This is a genomic window from Odoribacter splanchnicus DSM 20712 (genome assembly GCF_000190535.1).
Taxonomy (GTDB): Bacteria; Bacteroidota; Bacteroidia; order Bacteroidales; family Marinifilaceae; genus Odoribacter; species Odoribacter splanchnicus.
Genome location: NC_015160.1, coordinates 4105487 through 4128777 on the forward strand (window position 1 = coordinate 4105487; position 23291 = coordinate 4128777).

At 42.1% G+C, this 23291-nt stretch carries 16 protein-coding genes, 3 tRNA genes and 2 pseudogenes; 17 read left to right on the forward strand and 4 right to left on the reverse strand.

The genetic code is table 11. From position 1 onward, the window contains the following. Positions 1-10: 10 nt before the first annotated feature. Both ODOSP_RS17360 and ODOSP_RS17365 read right to left on the reverse strand, forming a co-directional pair. Entirely contained in the window at positions 11-2155 is a 2145-nt protein-coding gene (locus tag ODOSP_RS17360; RefSeq protein ID WP_013613581.1) for a Tex family protein, read from the reverse strand. Between the two features lie 125 nt (positions 2156-2280). Further along, a pseudogene (locus ODOSP_RS17365) lies at positions 2281-2574 on the reverse strand (endonuclease/exonuclease/phosphatase family protein); the annotation flags it as partial. A 188-nt stretch (positions 2575-2762) separates the two neighbouring features. Here ODOSP_RS17365 and ODOSP_RS17370 point away from each other — a divergent pair. The 10 genes from ODOSP_RS17370 (at position 2763) to ODOSP_RS17420 (ending at position 13520) form a co-directional block, all read left to right on the forward strand. After that, positions 2763-5018, forward strand: a complete 2256-nt coding sequence (locus ODOSP_RS17370; RefSeq protein ID WP_013613583.1) for an ATP-binding cassette domain-containing protein — start codon at positions 2763-2765, stop codon at positions 5016-5018. Between the two features lie 74 nt (positions 5019-5092). Next, positions 5093-7525, forward strand: a complete 2433-nt coding sequence (locus tag ODOSP_RS17375; RefSeq protein WP_013613584.1) for a S9 family peptidase — start codon at positions 5093-5095, stop codon at positions 7523-7525. Positions 7526-7754: 229 nt separating this feature from the next. Then, positions 7755-7826 (forward strand) — tRNA-Thr (locus ODOSP_RS17380). A 45-nt stretch (positions 7827-7871) separates the two neighbouring features. Next, positions 7872-7943, forward strand: a tRNA-Glu gene (locus ODOSP_RS17385). 192 nt (positions 7944-8135) lie between these two features. Then, positions 8136-8591, forward strand: coding sequence for an Arm DNA-binding domain-containing protein (locus tag ODOSP_RS17390; protein WP_013613585.1), 456 nt, complete (start codon positions 8136-8138; stop codon positions 8589-8591). A gap of 218 nt (positions 8592-8809) precedes the next feature. Further along, on the forward strand, positions 8810-10309 hold the full coding sequence (locus tag ODOSP_RS17395) for a hypothetical protein (RefSeq protein ID WP_148233373.1): 1500 nt from the start codon (positions 8810-8812) through the stop codon (positions 10307-10309). Next, on the forward strand, positions 10299-10757 hold the full coding sequence (locus ODOSP_RS17400; protein ID WP_013613587.1) for a hypothetical protein: 459 nt from the start codon (positions 10299-10301) through the stop codon (positions 10755-10757). The genes ODOSP_RS17395 and ODOSP_RS17400 overlap by 11 nt, the downstream gene beginning before the upstream one ends. 911 nt (positions 10758-11668) lie before the next feature. Then, positions 11669-11740 (forward strand) — tRNA-Glu (locus tag ODOSP_RS17410). Positions 11741-11794: 54 nt separating this feature from the next. Continuing rightward, the gene (locus tag ODOSP_RS17415) at positions 11795-12730 is read left to right on the forward strand and encodes a DMT family transporter (protein ID WP_013613589.1); all 936 of its coding nucleotides are present in this window, start codon (positions 11795-11797) and stop codon (positions 12728-12730) included. 199 nt (positions 12731-12929) lie between these two features. Further along, complete coding sequence (locus ODOSP_RS17420) at positions 12930-13520, forward strand: MarC family protein (protein ID WP_013613590.1); 591 nt, start codon at positions 12930-12932, stop codon at positions 13518-13520. Between the two features lie 7 nt (positions 13521-13527). Here ODOSP_RS17420 and ODOSP_RS17425 read toward each other — a convergent pair whose 3' ends face one another. Continuing rightward, complete coding sequence (locus ODOSP_RS17425; RefSeq protein ID WP_013613591.1) at positions 13528-14028, reverse strand: YqaA family protein; 501 nt, start codon at positions 14026-14028, stop codon at positions 13528-13530. A gap of 161 nt (positions 14029-14189) precedes the next feature. Next, positions 14190-14642 (reverse strand): YqaA family protein, encoded by a 453-nt coding sequence (locus ODOSP_RS17430; protein WP_013613592.1) that lies wholly within the window; start codon positions 14640-14642, stop codon positions 14190-14192. 128 nt (positions 14643-14770) lie between these two features. On the opposite strand from ODOSP_RS17430, the gene ODOSP_RS17435 reads away from it, so the two are divergent. The 7 genes and pseudogenes from ODOSP_RS17435 (at position 14771) to kbl (ending at position 23204) form a co-directional block, all read left to right on the forward strand. Further along, complete coding sequence (locus ODOSP_RS17435; protein WP_013613593.1) at positions 14771-16117, forward strand: sigma-54-dependent transcriptional regulator; 1347 nt, start codon at positions 14771-14773, stop codon at positions 16115-16117. Positions 16118-16143: 26 nt separating this feature from the next. Further along, positions 16144-17016 (forward strand): annotated as a pseudogene (locus tag ODOSP_RS17440) (ATP-binding protein); the annotation flags it as partial. Between the two features lie 437 nt (positions 17017-17453). Continuing rightward, a complete protein-coding gene (locus ODOSP_RS17445; RefSeq protein WP_013613594.1) occupies positions 17454-17681 on the forward strand; it encodes a hypothetical protein in 228 nt (75 codons plus the stop codon). A gap of 12 nt (positions 17682-17693) precedes the next feature. Further along, positions 17694-19319 carry a PKD-like family lipoprotein gene (locus ODOSP_RS17450; RefSeq protein WP_013613595.1) on the forward strand — a complete coding sequence of 542 codons (1626 nt, stop codon included), beginning with the start codon at positions 17694-17696 and terminating at the stop codon, positions 19317-19319. A gap of 11 nt (positions 19320-19330) precedes the next feature. Beyond that, on the forward strand, positions 19331-20497 hold the full coding sequence (locus ODOSP_RS17455) for a TlpA disulfide reductase family protein (protein WP_013613596.1): 1167 nt from the start codon (positions 19331-19333) through the stop codon (positions 20495-20497). Positions 20498-20514: 17 nt separating this feature from the next. Next, positions 20515-21858 (forward strand): TlpA family protein disulfide reductase, encoded by a 1344-nt coding sequence (locus ODOSP_RS17460; protein ID WP_013613597.1) that lies wholly within the window; start codon positions 20515-20517, stop codon positions 21856-21858. A gap of 155 nt (positions 21859-22013) precedes the next feature. Then, complete coding sequence (gene kbl / locus ODOSP_RS17465) at positions 22014-23204, forward strand: glycine C-acetyltransferase (RefSeq protein ID WP_013613598.1); 1191 nt, start codon at positions 22014-22016, stop codon at positions 23202-23204. Positions 23205-23291: the final 87 nt, after the last annotated feature.

The window sequence follows — 23291 nt, forward strand, 5'->3', positions numbered from 1 at the left end:
GATTTTAAATTTAATCTTTACTCTGCGCCTGGCGTATTGAAAGGCCGATTCGTTTACGCCCGGGTTCCACTTGTACAACCTTTACCATCACTTGTTGATTCAGTACCAGTTCTGCTGCAGGATCGGTTACATAACGATCGGCAATTTCTGAAATATGTACCAAACCGTCCTGTTTCACTCCGACATCGACAAAAGCTCCGAAACCGGTAATATTGGTAACGATTCCCGGAATTACCATACCCACCTGCAGATCTTCGATTTTTGAAATGCCTTCGGCAAAACTGAATACTTTCGCCATTGTCCGGGGATCTCTCCCCGGTTTTCTCAATTCTGCCACAATATCTTTCAGGGTCAGCAGGCCCGTTTTTTCATCCACATACCGTTGAGGTTCTATCCGGCCACACAGTGTTTCGTTTCCGATCAGTTCATGAACGCCGACACCCAGATCGCGGGCCATTTTTTCAACGATATAATACGATTCCGGATGAACAGCAGAATTATCCAAAGGATTTCCGGCCCCTTCGATCCTCAGAAAGCCGGCACTTTGTTCAAAAGCTTTCGCTCCCATACGTTTCACTTTTTTCAGTTCTTCACGGCTTTTCAACGCTCCGTTTTCCTGAATATAAGCCACCACGTTTTCAGCTAAGGCCGGTCCTAAACCGGAAATATAGGTCAGCAAATATTTACTGGCGGTATTCACATTCACTCCGACCTTGTTCACACACGATTCGACAACCCGATCCAACGCTTCTTTCAGTCCGCCTTGATCCACATCATGCTGATACTGTCCGACACCGATCGATTTAGGATCGATTTTGACCAATTCGGCTAAAGGATCCATCAATCGTCTGCCGATCGAGACGGCCCCCCGCACCGTCACATCGTATTCCGGAAATTCTTCCCGGGCAATTTTAGAGGCCGAATAAACGGAAGCCCCACTTTCACTGACGACAAACACCTGTACCTTCCGGTCGAAGCGTAATGTCTGGATAAATTTTTCTGTTTCCCGTCCGGCCGTACCGTTCCCGATAGCGATGGCCTGAATGTCGTAGGTCGCTACCATATTCGTCACTTTGGCTGCCGCTTGCTTATACTCATTGCGGGGAGGGTGGGGGTAAATATTTTCATTATGAACCAGTTTGCCGGTTTCATCCAGGCATACCACTTTACAACCTGTACGAAATCCCGGATCGATAGCCAATACCCGTTTATTACCTAAAGGAGAAGCGAGTAACAGTTGCCGTAAATTTTCTGCAAAGACCCGGATAGCCTCGCTATCTGCTTTCTGTTTGGATAAGGTCATATATTCGGCTTCGATGGACGGAAACAACAATCTTTTGTAGCCGTCTTTCATTGCCAGCCAGACTTGCCGGGCACTCTCATTGTCTCCTTTTATAAAAATCCGCTCTAAATTCTTTAAGGCGTTCTCTTCGTCGATGCTTAAAGAAACTTTGAGAATCCCTTCTGCTTCTCCACGCCGGATAGCTAGTATCCGGTGAGAAGGGCAACGTTTCAGACTTTCCTGGAAATTGAAGTAATCGGTATATTTTTCACCTTCCTGCTCTTTGCCTTTCACTACTTTGGCCGTGATAACCGCCTCCCGTTCCAACAGACGGCGAACCCGGTTACGTGCCGCTTCGCTCTCGTTTACCCATTCGGCCATGATATCCCTGGCTCCCTGTAAAGCTTCTTCTGTGTCCTGTATCTCACCTTTTACGAAACGGGCTGCCTTGACCGCAATATCCCCGTTTTCCTGCCGCATCAGAAGAGCTGCCAGCGGTTCCAATCCCTTCGCTTTGGCCTTCGCTGCCCGGGTTTGCTTTTTAGGTTTAAAGGGCAGATAGAGATCTTCCAGTATCCGGATATCCTGACATTCCCGGATCTGTTTTTCTAAACCAGGAGTCAGTTTTTCCTGTTCCCGGATCGTATCTAAAACAGCATTTTTCCTTTTTTCGAGTTCCTGAAACTGAGTATATAAAGTTTTGATTTCCCCGATTCGTACTTCATCCATATTACCGGTTTTCTCTTTACGGTACCGGGCAATAAAAGGAATCGTAGCCCCTTCTGCAAATAAATCGAGTAGGTTGCGTACCGCCCGGTTTTCTCCTCCGGTCTTTCCTACGATAAAATCAACGGGATCTATATGATATTCCATATTTGTTTATTTTTGTTCTTTAACAATTAAATCACCGGAAAATGATCCGATGGAGTATATGCTGTATATTTATCCGAAAACACTTCTTGCGGAAAGTTACCGGCAGTGTTGACTTTTTCCTGTGTATCGCCCGCTTTTTTTCCATCGTCACCTCTCGCTCCGATATAATCATATTCGGGTAAAGTTCGCTTTAAATCCTGTAATTGATCACAGAAGCTTTCCTGAGTTCCGAATATATCGAATCCGTAGAACTGTACTACCCCGGCAATATAAGGATAATGCTGTCCCCAGTCATTGCCTTTCAAAGAATCACTCCGATAGGCATTCCTTAGATTATAGGTTGCCTCTACCAGATTTTCGGCCTGTAATCCTGCTGCTAGTGTCAGCAAAAAATACAAACATAAAAATATTCTCTTCATAAAATGGTCACTAAAAAACTTCTGATGATGGCAAAGATACAGAAACAATGGCCAAAATGAAAAGTTCAGACTTAAATATTGGGTGAGGGTAGAATTTAAAACAAACCGATTGCCCTATATTTGTCCTGAATTTATCGGGACGATGAATTTTATAAACTGAACTTTACGGACTTTAATCGAAATAAGCTATGGCTGGAACAGAATACATCGTCATTAAAGGGGCCTATGAAAACAATTTGAAGCATGTTTCCTTACAAATCCCTAAAAAGAAAATCACGATTTTTACCGGTGTATCGGGATCGGGAAAATCATCGTTGGTACTGGATACGATAGCGGCGACTTCCCGGCGCGAATTGAATGAAACCTTTCCTAGTTTTGTTCAGCAGTATCTGCCTAAATACGGTCGGCCTCATGTCGATAAGATTGAGAATATGCCGGTAGCCATCGTAATCGACCAAAAAAAACCGACAGCCAATGCCCGTTCGACAGTAGGTACTTACACCGATATTTATTCCCTCCTCCGTTTGTTGTTCTCGAGGATCGGTTCACCCCATGTCGGCTATTCCGATACTTTTTCTTTCAATCACCCTCAAGGCCGATGTACCCGTTGTGACGGACTGGGAGAAGTCAGAGAACTCGATGTACATAAGTTGGTGGACTTCGACAAATCGCTGAATGACCCGGATGTGATTCATTATGCAGCTTTTCAACCGGGTGAATGGCGCTGGATCAGATATGCCCATTCCGGATTATTCGATTTGAATAAGAAAATAAAAGATTATACACCGGAAGAACTGAAACTGTTTTTATATTCTCCTCAAATCAAATTGAAGAATCCTCCTTCCAATTGGCCTAAAACAGCGAAGTACGAAGGTCTGGTGACCCGGATGTATCGTAGTATTATCAATTCAGAGGAAGGAAAATTACATCAAAAGCTTCTGGAGCCTATGGTAACGATGGGAGTCTGTCCCGATTGCTGCGGTACCCGGTTGAATCCCATCGTATTGACTTGTCGGATTAGAGGAAAAAATATTGCAGAGGTTACACAACTCCCCATTCCCGAAATGCTTATTTGGCTTGAAGGAGTCACCGATTCTTTGGCTGGAGATCTGAAACAGGTATTACAAACCCGTTTAACCGCCTTATTGGAAATCGGCTTGGGATATCTGACACTCGACCGGGGTATGGGAACTCTGTCCGGGGGAGAAGCGCAGCGTTGTAAAATTGCGAAATACATTAATTCCGGATTATCCGATATCCTTTATGTTCTGGATGAACCCAGTGTCGGTTTACATAGCCATGATATCCATCTCTTGAAGGAATCTGTTCGAAAACTCCGGGACCATGGAAATACGGTACTTTTGGTCGAACACCACAAGGAATTGATCCGAATTGCGGACCATATTGTCGATCTTGGACCAGGCTCGGGAGTTGAAGGAGGCTATATTTTGTATGAAGGAGATTATCCGGGCCTCCTCCGGAGTAATACCCTGACCGGACAAATGATAGCCGGAAAAACGCCCCTTAAAGCTCAGTTCAGGAAACCTACTGCCTGGTTTACCGTAGAGCATGCCCGGATGCATAATTTGAAGGACCTGACTATCCGATTCCCTTTAGGGATACTGACAGTTGTAGCCGGAGTTGCCGGATCGGGAAAAAGTTCTCTGATGCAATGTTTCCGGGAGAATTACCCGGAAGAAGTGGTCTATATCAGTCAAAAGAGTATCGGGATCAGCTTGCGTTCTACTCCTGCAACTTATCTCGGTGTAGCTGACGATATCCGAAAACTCTTTACCCGCCGGTGTGGAACTAGCCTGAGTATGTTTACTTTTAACGGAAAGGGGGGATGTCCACTTTGTAATGGAAAAGGGGTCATTGTTTCCGACATGGCGTTTATGGATTCGATCGAGACGGTATGTGAGGCCTGCGGAGGTTTGCGTTATTCGAAGGAAGTTCTGCAATATCGGGTCGATGGCTTTAATATAGCAGAAACGATGGACTTGACGGTACGTAAAGCTTCCCTTCGATTTGAAGGTAGTAGTATAGAACAAAAACTCAGGCCTTTGATGCAAGTCGGGCTCGGTTATCTCCACTTGAATCAATCCCTCTCTACCCTTTCCGGAGGTGAACTGCAACGGGTCAAATTGGCTTCATACCTGGATAGTAAAGGTAAGGTTTTCATTTTAGACGAACCCACCGACGGGCTCCATGTGAAAGATATCCACCATATTCTCCGGCTTTTCGATACGATGGTCGATCAGGGAAATACAATCTATCTCATCGAACATAACCTGGATGTCTTAAAAGCTGCGGATTATGTGATCGAATTGGGGCCGGGGGGAGGGCTGATGGGAGGGGAAAAACTTTTTGCCGGAACTCCTTCAGCTTTACTGGAATCCACAAATTCCGTTACTGCTCCTTATCTCGCTCGGGAACTTCCTTAGGGATTCCGGGACAGACCCGTCCCGGAATCCCTAAAAATGTGTATTTTTGTACACAACGTTGAAATGGTTATTATATGAAAAAAAATCGGATTATTATTTTTTTATTTATCGGCCTCTGTTGTGCCGGTAAGGTATTTTCGCAAGAGAGGTTACCTGAATATTTGCAGGCAGAAAAGTTTACCGGAGATAAGCTGAAGAATATGTTGTTTTCTACTTTGGTCGATCCGCATTGGTTTCAGAAAGGAAATCGTTTCTGGTTCGAGTATAAAACGAGTGAAGGAACTTTTTGGTATGTGGTCGATCCGGCTGCGCGTACCAAAAATCTGCTGTTCGACCGGGATGAACTGGCTGCTCAGCTGACAGAGATCGTTCATGATCCTTTCGAGGCCCGTCATCTGCCGGTACGTAATCTCAAGGCAAAAGAAGATGGCCGGACATTTACTTTTGAGGTGGAATCTTCGCAAGAAGTGAAACCGAAAAAAGAGGAGAAAGACAAGAAGAAAGGAGAAAAAGAAGTCTTTTATTTCTCTTATGATTATCCTTCCCGTAAACTTACTCATCTGAAAGGACAGGAAAAGGAACCGAAAAAATTGGGATGGGGAAATTTTTCTCCCGATGGCCAGACGGTGATATATGCTAAGGATTGTAACCTTTTCCGGATGAGTCGGGAAGATTATGAGAAAGCCCGGAAAAACGAGAAGGACAGTACGATTCTCGAGATTCAATTGACACAAGACGGAGTGAAGGATTTCGGTTATGGCATTCCTTACAGTATGTTGAATACCGATACGCTTTGCAACGGTAAACGCCGGCGGGTATCGGGATGTTGGTCTCCCGATTCCAGACACTTTGCGGTAACGGTATCCGACGACCGGGCAGTAAAGGAATTGTGGGTGATCAATTCTATCGCTCAGCCACGTCCTACGTTGGAAACTTATAAATATCAGATGCCTGGAGAGATGGAAGCCCCTGAGGAGCATCTTTATGTATTCGATATGCAGAATAATGTTCGTAAGGAAATAAAAGTAGCGGCGTTTAAAAATCAAAATTTGAGTTTATCCTATAAACCTGCAGAACAGAAACAGCGGGACATGGAGTATGTATCACCGGTTTGGCTGGGAGATAACGACCGTTTTTTTCTGGTTCGTAGTAGCCGGGACCTTCATCGTATTGATATCTGCTCTTATACGATCGGGCAGGATTCGATTGTGCCGATTATTCAGGAGCGGATGAATACTTATCAGGAAACGCGGCCTTTGGCTGTCTTGAATAAGGGTAAGGAGTTGATTCATTGGAGTGAACGTGACGGATGGGCTCATTTATATTTATACGATGATCAGGGAAATCTTAAAAACCGGATCACGAAAGGCCCCTGGCATGTGGAGCAGGTGCTGAAAGTGGATGAAGCTACACGGACGATCTATTTTGTGGGGAATGGTAAGGAAGAGGGAGAAAATCCGTATTATGAACAGTTGTATAAAGTGAATGTAAATGGGAGTGGACTGAAACGGATAACAAAAGGGGAGTATTTTCATAAAGTAAAAATAGATGACGATGCCCGTTTCGTTGTGGATAATTATTCGAGGGTGAATACGATTCCTTGTGCCGATCTGTTAGACCGGGAGGGGAATAAAGTGATGACTATCCAGGAGAGTGATTTTTCGCAATTGAAAGCGGCCGGTTATCGGTTTCCGGAACCTTTTGTCGTCAAGGCTGCCGATGGGGTGACGGATTTATACGGGGTGATGTATAAACCTTACGATTTCGATTCGACCAAGGTATATCCCATTATCGATTATGTTTATCCGGGCCCCCAGGTTGAAGCTGTATATTACCCTTTTACCCGGATGAGTGTACGGACGGATCGTTTGGCTCAGGCCGGATTCATTGTGATTTCAGTAGGACAGCGGGGTGGACATCCTTCCCGCTCCAAATGGTATCATAATTATGGTTATGGGAATATGCGTGATTATCCTTTGGCCGATCATAAGGTGGCCGTCGAACAATTGGCTGCCCGCCATAAGTTTATAGATATCGACAGAGTCGGCATACACGGTCATTCGGGAGGTGGCTTTATGTCTACAGCTGCAATTTGTCAATATCCCGATTTTTATAAAGCTGCGGTATCCTGTGCCGGGAACCACGACAACCGGATTTATAACCGTTGGTGGAGCGAGACACATCATGGCGTGAAAGAGGTCGTTTCGGAAAAAGGAGATACTACTTTTGTTTATAAAATAGCTACGAATCCCGAAATTGTTAAGCAATTGAAAGGTCATTTGATGCTTGTACATGGTGATATCGATAATAATGTCCATGATGCGAATACGATCCGTGTTGTGAATGCTTTGATCCGGGCTAATAAGCGTTTCGAGATGCTGATTCTTCCGGGGCAACGTCATAGTTTCGGAGATATGGACGAATATTTCTATTGGCGGCTGGTGGATTTCTTTTCTGAGCATCTTAAAGGTCAAAAAGAAACTTCGGTCGATATTCCGAGACGCTAAGGGAGGATAAGCAAAGCAGTTTCCGGTATTCGTGTTCAGGGACCCGAACACGAATACCGGAAACTGCTTTGCTTATTTTATTATTGATTTTCAGTAGTTTATTTCAATTATTGATAAAAACTGATCGAAATCTAAAAAAAATACTACAAAAAATTTGTATTCTACTGTAAAACCACTACCTTTGTACCGCTTTCAAATAAGGGTAGCCTGAACGAAAGTAAAAGTGAATGCTGTTATAGCTCAGGGGTAGAGCACTTCCTTGGTAAGGAAGAGGTCGTGAGTTCAAATCTCACTAACAGCTCTGGGGAAAGTCTGCAAAAGCAGGCTTTTTTAAAATACTCGAAATGGCGCTATCGTCTAGGGGTTAGGACGTAAGATTCTCATTCTTAAAACAGGGGTTCGATTCCCCTTAGCGCTACGCTCAAAAGAACTGACTGAAGTCGGTTCTTTTTTTGTTCTTCAATCTTGGTTTTGGTAATTCATTGATATATAATATAATACAAATATATCGATTTTGGCGTAGAGTGGGTTTTGTTACCAATTTGTACCCACTTTTATAGCCCTCCATATTATTTAGGCTATTCTCTGTCAGTCGTTTTTGCTTTATTTTATGGAAATATCAGCTATTTGTCGGAGAGACAGAATTTCAAAACAGAATGAGGTGGCAATAATAATTCGTTTATATCATAATGGCATTGTCCGAAAAATTACTTCTGGTTTACGAATTAAAGTCGATTATTGGGATTTCGATAATAACTGCTTGAAGAATGGTATCCCTAATCAGGAACATTTGCAATATCTTTTGGATAAACAGATTCAGGAATTTAAAAAACGGGAGTTAGAATATAAAATTCAGGGGAAAAATTATTCGATCGATGATATTATCGGAATAAAAAAGAAACCCGCAATGACAGTAGAAGAATACTTTCAAAAAATCATTAACGAATTATCCGATCTTGGACGACTCAATACACGTGATAAATACAAATTTACTTTGTCATCACTGAATAAGTTTACACCTGTAATTCGAAAGAATTGCTATAATTTTGACTACAAGATAGAATAAAACCGGTTTCATATTCTATAATTTGTGGTACTAAATTTAATGTCATGAAAAAAATTCTTTTATTTATTCCATTCATTTTCTTGTTTGCTGCCTGTTCGCAGGACAATGAAATTATAGCAGAAAATGACGATTCAACCAATTTCCCTAAAGAACAGAAAGAAACAGACGGGATGATGGTTTTGGGAGAAAAACTTGAAAACCCGTATTCGATAGCGAATATGGAAAAGGCTTATGCCGACTTGATAAAAACCCGGGCTGCCGGAGATTTCAAGATAGAAACAACAGATTTATATGTGCGTTTTTTACCTAAAGATTCCACTGAATTATTGGAGTTACAAAAGGATACCCTTCTGGAATTATTCGATTATCCTTTGGATTATGATATTGAGGTCGAAGGTACATATTACCATGATCCAAGTATTCCGGAAGGACAAATCACTTGGTTGTATACCACTGTAAAGCCCGATTATGAATTTCCGGCAATACAATATGAAATTTTGGAAAAATGCTTTATTCCCAATGAAGATGACTTGGATGATGAATGGATTGATGACGGAATAGACGATAGCGTTGAAACACGTGCTGGAGATATGAGTTTTGCTGAATTGCTCGAACAAAAGGCTTTTGAAAATGCAGGATTGATTAAAAAATTTGAAAGCAAGTTCAACGAACCGGAAACACGGTCATGGAAAAGGAAACGTCCTACCGGTACCCTAAAAGTGTATGATACCTATTTAAGGAGGGATGTTCCTGTTAAAGGAGTCAAGGTACGTTGTCATACCGTTGTCAAATGGTCTACGGCGTTCACCGATGAAAACGGTTATTATAGCATGGGAAGTAAATTCCGTATCGGACCGCACTATGCAGTTGTATTTGACAATTCACAAGGCTTTACTATCTGGGGAAATTGGGGACCTTTTGCAGCGGCCAATTACAATATGGGATGGCATTCAAAAGGAGGACATGACCGGACTTTCGGAACTAATGCAAAAGCATGGGATTGGTGTTCTGTGAACAATGCGGGCTTTGAATATTATCAGAATGCCAAAAAAGACGGTATCGGACTACCACCACACAATCCCAGAATCTGGGTTTTCAGACATCAATCCAATGCAAGTTGTGCTCCAAGGCTCCGGCGTGTATGGCATCCTATCGGTTATAGCTCAAATTCAGGATGGTCTAACTTTTTTATCAATATTACTGCTGGAAGGTTATTGACATATACAAATACTCTTCTTAAATTTGCTTTGCCGGATATTGTCATTGGAACAGGAGGTGGTTATAATACATACGATATATATGAAAGTGTAAATCATGAATTATCCCATGCCAGCCATTTCAACAAAGTGGGAAGTGCTTTTTGGGCAAAATATGTCAATTATATCATTACGTATGGCAAAAAATATGACCACCCTTATGGAGATGCAAGTTGTAATAATTCAGGTTTTTGTGGAGTTGGTGAAATGTGGGGATATGCGATGGGATATATTCGAACTTACGAAAAATATCAACAAAAACCCAAAAATGGTCAAAGTAAATGGTTCCAACCAAATTTATTATATGATCTCATGACAGAAAAGATTTTAACCAAAAAACAGATTTTTGATTGTTTGTCTTCAGATGTCACTTCACATGCTCTTTTGAAGCAAAAGATGATTTCAAGATATCCTTCAAAGAAAGATTCAATAATTGCCAAATTCAGCAGGTATGGATTTTAAATTATTTTGGGTAGGTATATTTATATTTTTGATAGCCTGTAATCCATCAGATTATAGAGATCCGAGAAATAAATGTGAATGGTTCTTAAAAAATAGTACCGGTAGTACTATTATTCTATTGAAAAATTTCGATTCGCCAAATTACAATATTGTTCCTAATGATAGTACTATTACTGTATATGGAGCTGGGATCTCCAGTTTTGAAGAGACACCCGATATGTTCAATTGGATTTTAGATGCTATTGTCTTAGAGGATTCATTAACAATTTTTGATTCGAATAATGTCCTCCTTAGAACTTGGGTTCAATCTCAACGGAATGATTCCGGTAAGCAATTTTTCAATGAGCAGTATTGGCAAAAGCGGGAATGGAAAGAGGGGAAATATACGTATCACGAATGGACGTTTGAATTGCTTCCAGAAGACCTTGAAATCAAAGAACAAGATTAACCATAGCATTAATAAACTATTCTTAGACATTCTCTAAGATACGTCACATGAAAACGAACCCTAAAAGTTTTTTTTAGGAGATTCAATTTAATACAAATGATAATAATACAATGGTTATTAGTAACACCTTTAGTTCCTTCTTCTCGATTTAGCCTTCTAAGATTATCCGTAGATGTTTGTATTGTTGCTTATCTGTTGATATTTTGCACATATTACAAGGTATTTCCTCGTAAAAAACTTAAACGGTTTTGGATTCCATACCTATTATACATGATAGGAGTATATTTATATATCGTTTCTGAGAATGATTGGGATTTCTCTATTGTAACAATAGATTATTACATGCTGTTGGGTTGGCTAATACCCTTAGGTGGACTTTGTTTCTTTGCTGTGATGTTTATCTATTATTATTTTACTTTAAAACGGAGTATACTAAAAGTAATACGCTACGTGTTTAGTGGAGGTATTTTTAAGCAGATATAAATACCACTTAAAAATAAACCTTTAAGCTGAATCGAGTTCAACAATACATCTTGGATTAAAAGTTTTCAATTTAAATCAAGCATTATGGACACCAGTTAAAACCGTCGGAAAAGCCCTCTTTAGAAGAGAATTTTACCAATCGCATTTCAGGGAATTTATATTAAGAAATAAATAGGGTGAAGTGCGACATAGATTTTTAGATAATTAATTTGTTTAATTTGCACTGACATATTGGCATAAATACTAATTTTGTTACCAATTTGTAACCGTTATTGTTTGTTCTGAAACTAATGTGTTGTTATATAGCATATTAGTGGGTGTCTGGCGTGATGGAATTGTCCTTGGTAAGGAAGAGGTCGTGAGTTCAAATCTCACTAACAGCTCTGGGGAAAGTCTGCAAAAGCAGGCTTTTTTAAAATACTCGAAATGGCGCTATCGTCTAGGGGTTAGGACGTAAGATTCTCATTCTTAAAACAGGGGTTCGATTCCCCTTAGCGCTACACTCAAAAGAACTGACTGAAGTCGGTTCTTTTTTGTATTTAATTTATTCCGATATGAATCTGATGAAATTGAAAGGCCATAGCTCGATGTTGGGGGCTAATGTGATGTGGGGATTGATGTCTCCCGTGGCAAAATTTGTGATGGTAGGAGGTGCGGTTACTCCTCTCGTTGTAACTGATCTAAGGATTACGGGGGCTATGGTGCTGTTTTGGATCGCTTCATTCTTTCAGAAACCTGAACGGGTGGCTCCTAAAGATTTATTAAAATTGTTGGGGGCATCTCTCCTGGCTATTGTTTTTAATCAGGGATGTTTTATTTTCGGGGTAGGACTGACTTCTCCGGTGGATGCTTCCATCATCACCACCAGTATGCCTTTGCTCGCCATGGTTTTAGCGGCGATTTATTTGAAAGAACCGATAACAGGAAAAAAAGTACTGGGGATTGCAGTCGGAGCTACCGGGGCGTTGTTGCTGATTTTAGGGAGCCATCAGGTTTCGGAGGCTAAAGCGGCTGGAAATCATTATATCTGGGGAGATTTATTGGTGCTGTTGGCACAATTTAGTTATGCTCTTTATTTTGTGTTGTTTAAAAATTTTGTGAATAAATATTCCTTGATTACCATTATGAAATGGATGTTTACCTATGCTTTTATTTGTGCTTTACCCTTCTCTTATAATGATTTGCTCCATACGGAGTGGAAGAGTTTACAAAACACTGAAATCGGAGCATTGGTATTTATCGTGGTGGGGAGTACTTTTATTAGTTATGTGTTGATAGTCATCGGGCAAAAAAATCTACGCCCGACTGTTGCCGGTATGTATAATTATGTTCAGCCTTTGGTGGCTAGTATTGTTGCTGTGTGTTGGGGGATGGATACTTTTAATTTTGTGAAAATCATTTCAGTCGCTTTGATATTCGGAGGGGTCTATCTGGTAACCAATAGCCGGAGTAAAGCAGAAATGGAGGCTGTTGTAGCGGATAAAAATTAACTTGCTGTAGGAAGAAAAAAGAGAAACGGACCGAAAGCGGGATGAAAGGTCCGTCCCGGAATCCGGAATTAAAATTTATCGGAAAAGTACCTGTTTTTTCTTTAGAAAGTAGTATTTTTGTTGTCTTAAATTTAACTGCGAAGGGTTTGATTGTTTTATTTTAAACAAAACGGCTCTTTTGTTGATAAAAATACACACGATGGACATTTATTTTAGCTTTAAAGAAATTATCAGTGCTTTTATGGTACTGTTTGCTGTAATCGATATTCTGGGAGCCATTCCGATTATCATTAGTTTGCGTGAAAAGAATCAGAAAATAGAGGCTGGAAAGGCAGCTATTATTTCTTTTGTTATATTAGTAGCCTTTTTGTTTATCGGGCAGGCATTATTGGGATTATTCAATGTCGATATTTCTTCTTTTGCCGTTGCCGGTGCTTTGGTGTTGCTGGTTTTAGCGGTAGAGATGATCTTCGGTGTCGAGATATTTAAAAACGATAGTCCTTGCGGGTCGGCTACGATCGTTCCGCTGGTATTTCCTTTGATTGCCGGGGCGGCTTCGTTTACCACTTTGTTGTCGTTGCGGGCGGAATATAATATTCTCAATATCATCATCGCTGTCGCGATGAATATGGCATTGGTGTATCTAGTATTGCGCTATGTGTATTATGTAGAACGTCTGTTCGGTAAAAGCGGAGTGTACGTAATGCGTAAATTATTCGGTATTATCTTGTTGGCAATAGCCGTTCGCTTATTTACCTCTAATCTGACTTCTTTGATCGGTAGTTTTTGATTGGAAATCAGAGTTTATCGAAAAATTTGATAAAACGGCTTGAAAAGATCAGGAACAATAGCGTCCATAGCAGAAAGCGGCACATTCTGCCGATAAACATCAGGATAAAAGTATGGGTTCGTTTCGTCTTATAGAAGCCGAGTGCTACATTCGAAATATCGCCGATAACGGGAATCCAGACCAGGAGTGCCATCAGGCCCCCGTATTTTTCGATTTTATTTTTCTGTTTCAGCAATTGTTCTTCTTTGATATGGAATAATTTCCGTATCCGGGTGGCATTGCCGGCATAACCGACTCCATAAATCACCAATCCTCCGATCCAACCACCGGTTGTCGCTACGAAAAGACAGAGCCAGGGGTTGAATCCCATAGCTAACATACTTACATATAATAGGTCTGCACCTAAAGGAATAAAAAGTGCAGACAAAAACGAACCGGCAAACAATCCTAAATAGCCATAATGCTCCCAAAATTCGGTGGTCGCTAATATGATAAAGTCATGTCCCATTTGCAGAGGTTTGATCGTGCTCTTACAAATACGTAAAGGGGGAAGGAAAGTTGTTGGGACGGTGGAAACGGATAAAACGGTGACGACAGATAAAACGGCGAGAGCAAGAGAACAGAAAAAAATAGTGGAAATGGTGAGAGGGGGCGGTAAAGAGAGAAAGTTTAAAAAAATCGTTCTCCGTATTGCAGGTAGAGCCAGGTCCAAAGCAGGAAGCGGGCGAAACGGCCGATTAGCATGTAGATGGCCGAGGCATAAGGTTTGATTTTGTAAAATCCCAGGGCGACGGCCAATAAGTCACCGATAAGCGGAAGCCAGGTAAACAGGGCCAGCCATACTCCATAACGGTTTATGTTTTTTTTCTGACGGAGGAGCTTTTCTTCCTTCACCTTCAGCCAGCGTTCGATCCATTCCCAGCGGCCCAGCCAACCGATCCAGTATGAAGTGAGTCCTCCCAGCCAATTACCGGTTGTGGCGATAACCAGGCAGGCCCATACATTTCCGCCTAGAGCCAGGATACCCACCAGTAATACATCCGCACTCATCGGAATGAGGGTAGAAGCCAGAAAAGAACCGATAAATAATCCCCAATATCCTAAATCGATCAATGAATCCATGCGGCAAATTTAGGATTTTCCGGTCAAACCTTTGGGCATTTGTCTTTTACTTTTTACTTTTACGAACAGAAGTAGGTATAATTAATTTAAGTTCATAAAGTTTGTAGACCGATTTAATTCTGGGTATAATGGGTAAGGTGTTAATCATCGATGATGAAAATCAGTTACGGGGACTATTGGCCCGTATTATTGGATTGGAAGGTTATGAAGTCATTCAGGCCGACAGTTGTAAGGCTGGGTTGAAACAAGTGGAACAGCAAAATCCCGATGTGATCATCTGTGATGTCCGCTTACCGGATGGAAGCGGTGTCGATCTTACAACAGAAATGAAGCGGCTCGGACCTTTGACCGAGATTATCCTGCTGACCGCCCATGGGAATATCCCGGATGGAGTACAAGCGATAAAAAACGGTGCATTCGATTATATAACCAAAGGAGACGACAATAACAAAATTATTCCTTTGCTCAGCCGTGCTATGGAAAAAGTAGAGATGGCCAGGCGTTTGCAACAATTGGAGAAACAGGTCGGACAAAAGTATTCCTTTGAGTCGATTCTCGGGAAATCGAAGCCTATCCGGATGGCTGTAGAGTTGGCCAGAAAAGTTTCTGTGACGGATGTACCTGTATTATTGACCGGTGAGACAGGAACCGGCAAAGAAGTCTTTGCTCAGGCCATACATCAGCATAGTAGCCGGGCGGGCAAGGCGTTTGTGGCGGTCAATTGTTCGGCTTTTAGCAAAGAACTGCTCGAGAGTGAGATCTTCGGCCATAAAGCGGGGGCCTTTACCGGGGCTTTGAAGGAAAAGAAAGGACTGTTCGAGGAAGCCGATCAGGGAACGATCTTTCTGGATGAGATCGGTGAAATGGCTTTCGATTTGCAGGCGAAACTACTACGGGTACTGGAAAGTGGCGAGTTCATAAAAGTGGGGGATACCCGTCCTATTAAAGTAAATGTCAGAATTATAGCCGCTACGAACCGAGACCTTCAGAAAGAGATCGAGGCCGGGCATTTCCGTGAAGATTTGTATTACCGCTTGTCTGTTTTTCGGATTCAACTCCCTCCTCTGCGTGAACGGATAGAAGATATCGAATTGTATGTCCGGGCTTTCGTGAAAATGTTCGGACCGGGTGTGGGGAAAAAGATAGAAGAGATTACACCTGAATATTTGGGAACCTTGAAAAAACATGTCTGGAAAGGAAATGTCAGGGAATTACGTAATGTGATCGAACGAAGTATGATCATTGCCGACGGTGCGGTATTGACTGTAAGCGATTTGCCCTTCGATATTCAGCAGTCGGTTTTGGAAAGTGAAGGCGGAAAAGGATACTCTGAATTCGACCTGGCCCAGGTGGAAAAAGCACATATACGGAAAGTATTGCAATATACCGGAGGAAACAAGACCGAGGCTGCCCGTTTGATGCACATCGGCCTGACAACCCTTTACCGTAAGATCGAGGAGTACGGAATAAGATAGAGGGAAGGTTTTAACTAAAAAATAATACAGTTGATAAGATATTGAGTAAGATACACAATCTTACAATGAGAGAATTGCCCGGAGGAACATTGTTTCCTGAGACAATGAAGCAATACGATGACTACACCATTCGTGAGGCACTGCACAATGCAATCGCTCATCAGGATTATACATTACAGCAACGCATCAATTTTGTGGAGAATCCCGGATGGCTGTATTATGCCAACGGAGGTAGTTTCATTCCAGGCACTTTGCAAAAGGCATTGGAGACCAAAGGTCCGCAACGGCATTTCCGAAATGAATGTCTTTGCCGTGCAATGGTAAACTTCAATATGATAGACACCGTAAGTCGTGGTATCAAGAAGATGTTCAACGAGCAAAGGCGTCGTCATTTCCCGATGCCTGACTATGAAATTGACATGTTGAACAAAGAGGTTGGCGTAACGATATATGGAAATACCATCAATGAAAAATATACTCAGTTGCTCAAGGATAACGATACATTGACATTAGAAGATTGTATCCTTTTGGATGCGGTGCAGAAAGGACATCGCATTTCCGAGGAGAATGTACTCGCTTTATTGAACAGAGGACTATTAGAGGGGGATACATCCGAGTATAGCATATCATTGGATCTTGCTAAAAAAACAAAGCAGTTGCCGGATTATACCCGCAACAGAGGTTTGGATAAAGCAAAACTCCAACAAATGATTTTGCAGTATCTTCAAAATGCTGGTTCTGCTGGAGCCAAACGCGATGCTATATTTGATTATCTCAAAGATGTGCTTCCTAAAACCAAGACTATTGAACAACAGGAACGAATGGTCGGAAATATTCTTGTAGAAATGAAAGAAGTTGGTATAATCATTTTGAAAGGCCGAATATGGTATATGGAGTAGTTGTTATACCTGTGTTTTTGACTAAACCAAGAGAATTACGACTATTTACGACTAAATAGAACCAATTACGACTAAAAGGAGTTAATCTCTTTGCCTGTTCAAGGATTTTGACTACTTTTGCATAAAGAGTTATTTGACAGTAAAACATAGCAAAACGCTGAAAATCGTACGGTTGCCAAGTCGTTACCATTACTTTTCAGATACTCCGTTAAATGTTTATTCTTCAAACGGTTGTGTTAAACCGTTAATAAAAAATACTTTTAAAACGTCCGGCAACACGTAATGCTACATATTCGGCTAATCTGACTTTCGATTATGCCCAATCTGATTTTGAAGCGGGTACTTTAGAAAGACAATTTTTCAGATTAAAAGCCGAAGATACGGTAAATCTCGGTTTATGGGGATCCAATGAGGAAGAATGGGACGGTTACTATGCCATGTATTTCGGCGATTATAGTGAGACGAAAGCCCGGTATCTGATTACAAAATACGGAGGGACTTCCCTGAATGAATGGATGATGACCAATCAGTTTTACGATATACTCTTGTCGAACGGATTTTATACGGATTTAGAAGCTTATAAGGCGGATCCGGCCAACCGGCCTTTGATTGATGAGAACACCGGAGAATGGATCGAGATCCCGGATATTTCGGAATTACTTTAAAATTTGAACAGTATGAAAAGATTGATCTATTTTATATTAGGATTACTCGTGGCTTCGTGCTACGATGATAAGGGAAATTATACTTATCAGGAGGTAAATACACTGGATGTCTCTTTGAATAAAGTATATTCGGTGCGTCTGGATAAAGATACGACGGTTACAATTATACCGCAATTGTCTCAGTCCTTACAAGAAAATGAGGATAATCTGGAATATACGTGGCTGCATTCGACAACCAATCATAATTTTTACGGACATGGCAAGTTCGACACGGTTGGATTGGAACAGAATTTAAATTTTCATATCGATCCTGAGGCTAAAAATCTGGCCTATGCCCATTATTTTCGTTTGAATGTATACGATAGAATAACGGATATAGAATATCCGGTCAATACGACCATCGAATTGATCAAACCTTATGTCGGTTCGTGGATGATATTACACCGTAAAAACGGACAGACTGAATTAGGTTCTGTCGAATATATCGGGGGAGACATCGTCGTACAGGAAGATGCTTATTATGAAGAAACCGGAAAAAGATTTACCGGAAAACCGCAGGCTTTGATGTCGTATACGACTTCCTGCAAGTATTATGGTACAGGATCGGGCTGGAATATGTTTACCGTCATTACGGATGATCCGGTAGAATCGGGCGTGTATTGCCAGTGGAAACATTTTGAAAAGAAAGACAGCCTGACGCGGATGGTAGCTCCGTTAGCTCAGAATAGTTTTGATTTTCAGCATATCACTTTAGCAGATGGTGATGGCACTGCCAGTGCTTTGTTGCTGTCCGGCGGCATGCTTTATCAGTCGCCCCGTGCCGGGAAAATTTATGAGCCGGCTGCTGATCTGGAAGGAGAGGTAAATATCACGCTTGCTTCTAAAATCAGTAATAATGCGCTGTTGTACGATGAAGCAGGACATCGTTTCGCTTTCTATTATAATACGAGTGACGGGTTGGGTGTAAAGAAATACGATCCCTTGTATTTTAGTGAAAGCGAGGAAAATACGAATCTGATCAAGGCTATACCGACCCGGGATGGAAATGTGTCGGCTGTAAATCCCAATAAACTGCCTGAAGACCAGAAAGTCTTGTATTTGGGAACCGGTTATCAGTATGCTTCTGCCTGGACCAGTGTGTATGCCTATGCTTTGGCGAAAAACGATACCAGATGTTTCGTCTATGAGTTCAATCCGAGAGGATTTAATTATTCGGACAATGCTTCGTTTAATGGCTATTATACCATAAATATCCCCCAAGGTTTGGACGAGAGTGCAGTGTTTGCCTCTACCCCTCCGTACAGTGGGCTTCTTTTTTATGCTTCCGGCAATACGGTTTATCGTTTGGATTTCAAGCAGGCAGGAGGAAAGGCGACAGCTATTTATACCCATGCCGGAGGTAAGGCGGTGAAGATGAAATTCGCTAAGCGCTATCTTTCCAGCAGTAATGCTTTCGATGCTTATGAATTTGATGTGCAATATAGTTTGGGTATCGGTTTCGATATGGGAAACGGTAAAGGAGATTTTGTCATTCTGAATTTATCGTCTACCGGAAGTGTCGGTGGGGATAGTGAGCATTATCCGGCCAAGCAAGTGTATACTGATTTTGGGGAAATTACTGATTTTGTATTTATTTAAAAATAGAGCGTATGAAGGTATTTATTATACTAGCTGGTTTATTGATGTTAGGAGCTTGTACCGGCAAGCCGGAAGGCTTTGTACTGAAGGGTGAATTGAAGGGAGCTCCGGATGATCATTGGGTATTTCTGACAAATACCGGACAAACTCATTATTACGATAGTACCCGGTTAAAAAACGGACGGTTTGAGTTCAAAGGGAAAGTTGACGGTCCGGAATTGCGTTGTATTACTTATTTTAAAGATCCCTCACAACGGGTTTTTGGGTGGGATAAAATTCTGAATATTCCGGTTTATGTTGAGAATGCTGCTATTCAGGTCACTTTACCTTTTGCTGAAATGCCTTCGAAGCTGCAAAAAGAACTTCCTGCCGGTTTACAGGTGAAAGGGTCGGAATCTCATGATCTGTATATGGCTTATAAGCGACGGGTGACTCCGTTTGTTTTGCAGAACGATAGTTTGTTCGATGCTTACCGGCATGTGTATTATTATAAAAAAGGAACGGAAGAAGACGTATTTCGCTGTGTCCGGGAAATGGATGCCGTACGCGACAGTATCTTTTATACCGGGGTCGGTTTTATTCGTCGGCATATTTCCTCTCCGGTAGCCGTATATGTGGCTAAAGGGTTGAATGTACGGGCACATGAAAGACGGGTTGCCCGGGAGGTTGCCGGACTTTTCCCGGAAGAGTTTCGGAAAACCCCGGAAGGACAGAAGCTGGAGAAGGCTGTCCTGGGCCAGCCTTTATACGTTGGAGATGTATTGCCTGATTTCGAGGTATTGACCACCGGTTTGAAAAAGGTGAAATTGTCCGGGATATTACGCAAAGGTCATTATACTTTGGTGGAATTATGGGCATCCTGGTGTGGCCCTTGCCGGGCAGATATCCCCCATTTGAAAGAGACCTATGAACGTTACCATGGAAAGGGATTCGATATGGTCAGTATTTCGATAGACGACGACACGGATGCCTGGCTGAAGGCGGTAAAGGAAGAAGGAATGGCTTGGACACAGGTTTGCGGGGCGAACGGGAAGAGTTATGACAAGGAATGTATGAAACTCTTCGGAACCAATGGTGTGCCTTCCTGTGTTTTGGTCGATGCCGAAGGCCGGGTAGTCAGCACCAATGCCCGTGGAGGATGGTTGAATGAAAAATTAGCGAAATTGTTTCAGGAATAAGGATAAAATTGAAAATAATGAAAAGTATTTTGATCGTTTGTCTCTGTATGTGGGGGCTGCTCGTGTATGGGGAAAAAAATAACACGGTGCATTTGTATGGTTCGTTGAAAGAATTTAAAGCGGCAGAAGTGAATATGGCTCCGGATGGAGCTGCCGGCGAGATTTCGGATGCCGGAGTGATAAAAATATCCGTGGACGCAGATGGAAATTTCGATTTGGTGTTGCCTTTGAGCAAACCTGCTTATTTCCGTATCGGACGAAATACCTTGTATCTGACTCCCGGAGATGAACTGAAAGTATATTTGGGTACTTCCCAGCCGCAAAGTACATTCGAGGGGAAAGGTATGGAAGCCAATACCTATCTGAAAGGACGCTTGTTTCCGAAAGCAGGGTCCTTTCTTTCGGCCGGAAGAAATCTGAGACCGACTTTTGAAGCGACTAAAAAAACGGTAGATAGTTTAGCTGCCCTGCGTATGAAAGAGTTGGAGGAGTTGAAAAATGTCAGTAAAGAATTTAAGCTGCTCGAAAAAGAACGGATTAAAGCTGATGTGGCGAATAGCTATATGTCTTTTGCCGGTTATTCGGACGCGATGTTGAGCGATTGTAAGTCGGAGGAAGAATTCAAACAGGTACTTGGGAAATTTTACACTTCTATACAAGGGGATATGAACCCGATTCTGCAGGAAATTGCCGGTTCGGACGATTATCTGGATGTGGCCGTTGTGAGAGATGTCCTGGTCAGTTGCTATAACTTGAAAGTTTTCGATTATCCGAAGTCCGCCCGCTTGGCAGAACTGGTCGAAGTACTGGAAAAAGGAGAAGAACTGGAAGGGGAACTGACGCCGGAAAAATACCGGGAATTGAAAAATTTTGCCGGTAAACTGAAATATAAAGATTTCAGCGAAGCTTATCTGGGGCGTTTGGAGCGCCGGGCGAAGTTGATGGAAGGACGTCCGGCTATCGATCTCGATCTTGTGACTTCCGAGGGTAAGAAAGGAAAACTGAGTGATTATAAAGGTAAACCGATGTATGTCGATTTTTGGGCGACCTGGTGTGGCCCTTGTATGGGAGAAATGCCCTATTTCAATGAATTGAGCAGTAAATACCCGAATGTACAGTTTATCGGAATCTCGGTGGATGAAAGTGAGAAAGCCTGGAAAAACTTTATCGGGCGGGGTAGTCATGGCGCTGTCAACGAACTGAACTGTCAGGACTCCCGCACTAAATCCGGTTGGGATATTACGGGCATTCCGCGTTTCTTGTTGATCGACGAACACTTCAATATCATTTCGGCCGATGCTCCCCGTCCTTCACAAAAAGAGATCATCGAGCCGATATTGAAAAAACTCAGTAAAAAATAATATTTACCGGCATCTTTCGAAACTAACGAATTCTTAGAAAATCGGGGGATTTGGGTTCGGATTGTAACTTTAAAAAATCTTTAAGTGATATTTTTATGGGATTTCCTGAAATATTTTCTAAGTTTGAAGAAATTATATAAATAATCTTTACTGCTATGTACGGAAAATTTCAAGATTTCTTAAAGGCTGAAATTCAGTCTATAAAAGATGCCGGTTTATATAAAACCGAGCGCCTGATCGCAACACCTCAGGATGCAGAAATCAAACTGACTACGGGCGAAACCGTATTGAACTTTTGTGCGAACAACTATTTGGGTCTTTCTTCCCATCCGCGAGTAATCGAAGGAGCCAAGAAAGCATTGGATGCCCGGGGATACGGCATGTCGTCTGTTCGTTTCATTTGCGGTACCCAGGATATTCACAAAGAGCTGGAAGCTAAAATCTCTAAATTCTTCGGGACCGAAGATACTATTTTATATGCTGCTTGTTTCGATGCCAACGGAGGTGTTTTCGAACCTTTGTTCGGTCAGGAAGACGCTATCATCTCCGATGAGTTGAATCATGCTTCTATCATCGACGGTGTTCGTTTATGTAAAGCGGTTCGTTACAGATACAAACATGCCAATATGGAAGATCTGGAAGAACAGCTCAAAATTTCTCAGGCTCAGCGTTTCCGGATTATCGTTACCGACGGAGTATTCTCTATGGACGGCGATATTGCCCGATTGAAAGAAATCTGTGATCTGGCAGAAAAATACAATGCCCTCGTAATGGTAGACGATAGCCATGCTGCCGGCTTTATCGGTAAAACAGGTCGTGGTTCTGCCGAATACAACGGCGTGATGGATCGTATCGACATTTTCACCGGTACGCTGGGAAAAGCACTGGGAGGAGCTATGGGAGGCTATACGACAGGTAAAAAAGAAGTGATTGAAATGTTACGTCAGCGGTCCAGACCTTACCTGTTCTCCAACTCTCTGTCTCCGGCTATTTGCGGGGCTTCTATCGCTGTATTCGATATGTTGACGGAAAGTACCGAATTGCGTGACCGTGTGATGAGCAATGCCGAATATTTCCGGGGTAAACTGAAAGAGGCCGGATTCGATATCAAACCTTCTGAATCGGCTATCGCTGCACTGATGCTTTATGATGCCGTATTGTCACAGCAGTTTGCTGCCGAGCTGCAGAAAGAACATATTTACGTTACCGGTTTCTATTATCCGGTCGTTCCGAAAGGACAGGCACGTATCCGTATCCAGTTGTCGGCTGCCCATACCCGTGAACAACTCGATCGTGCAATCGCAGCCTTTATCAAAATCGGTAAAAAATTGAATGTCATTCAATAAATTTTGTCTTCACACCCTTTCAGGAGTGGTTAGATTTCGGAAAGAGGTGTCGTTTGTGATGCCTCTTTTCTATTTATAAATTTTCTG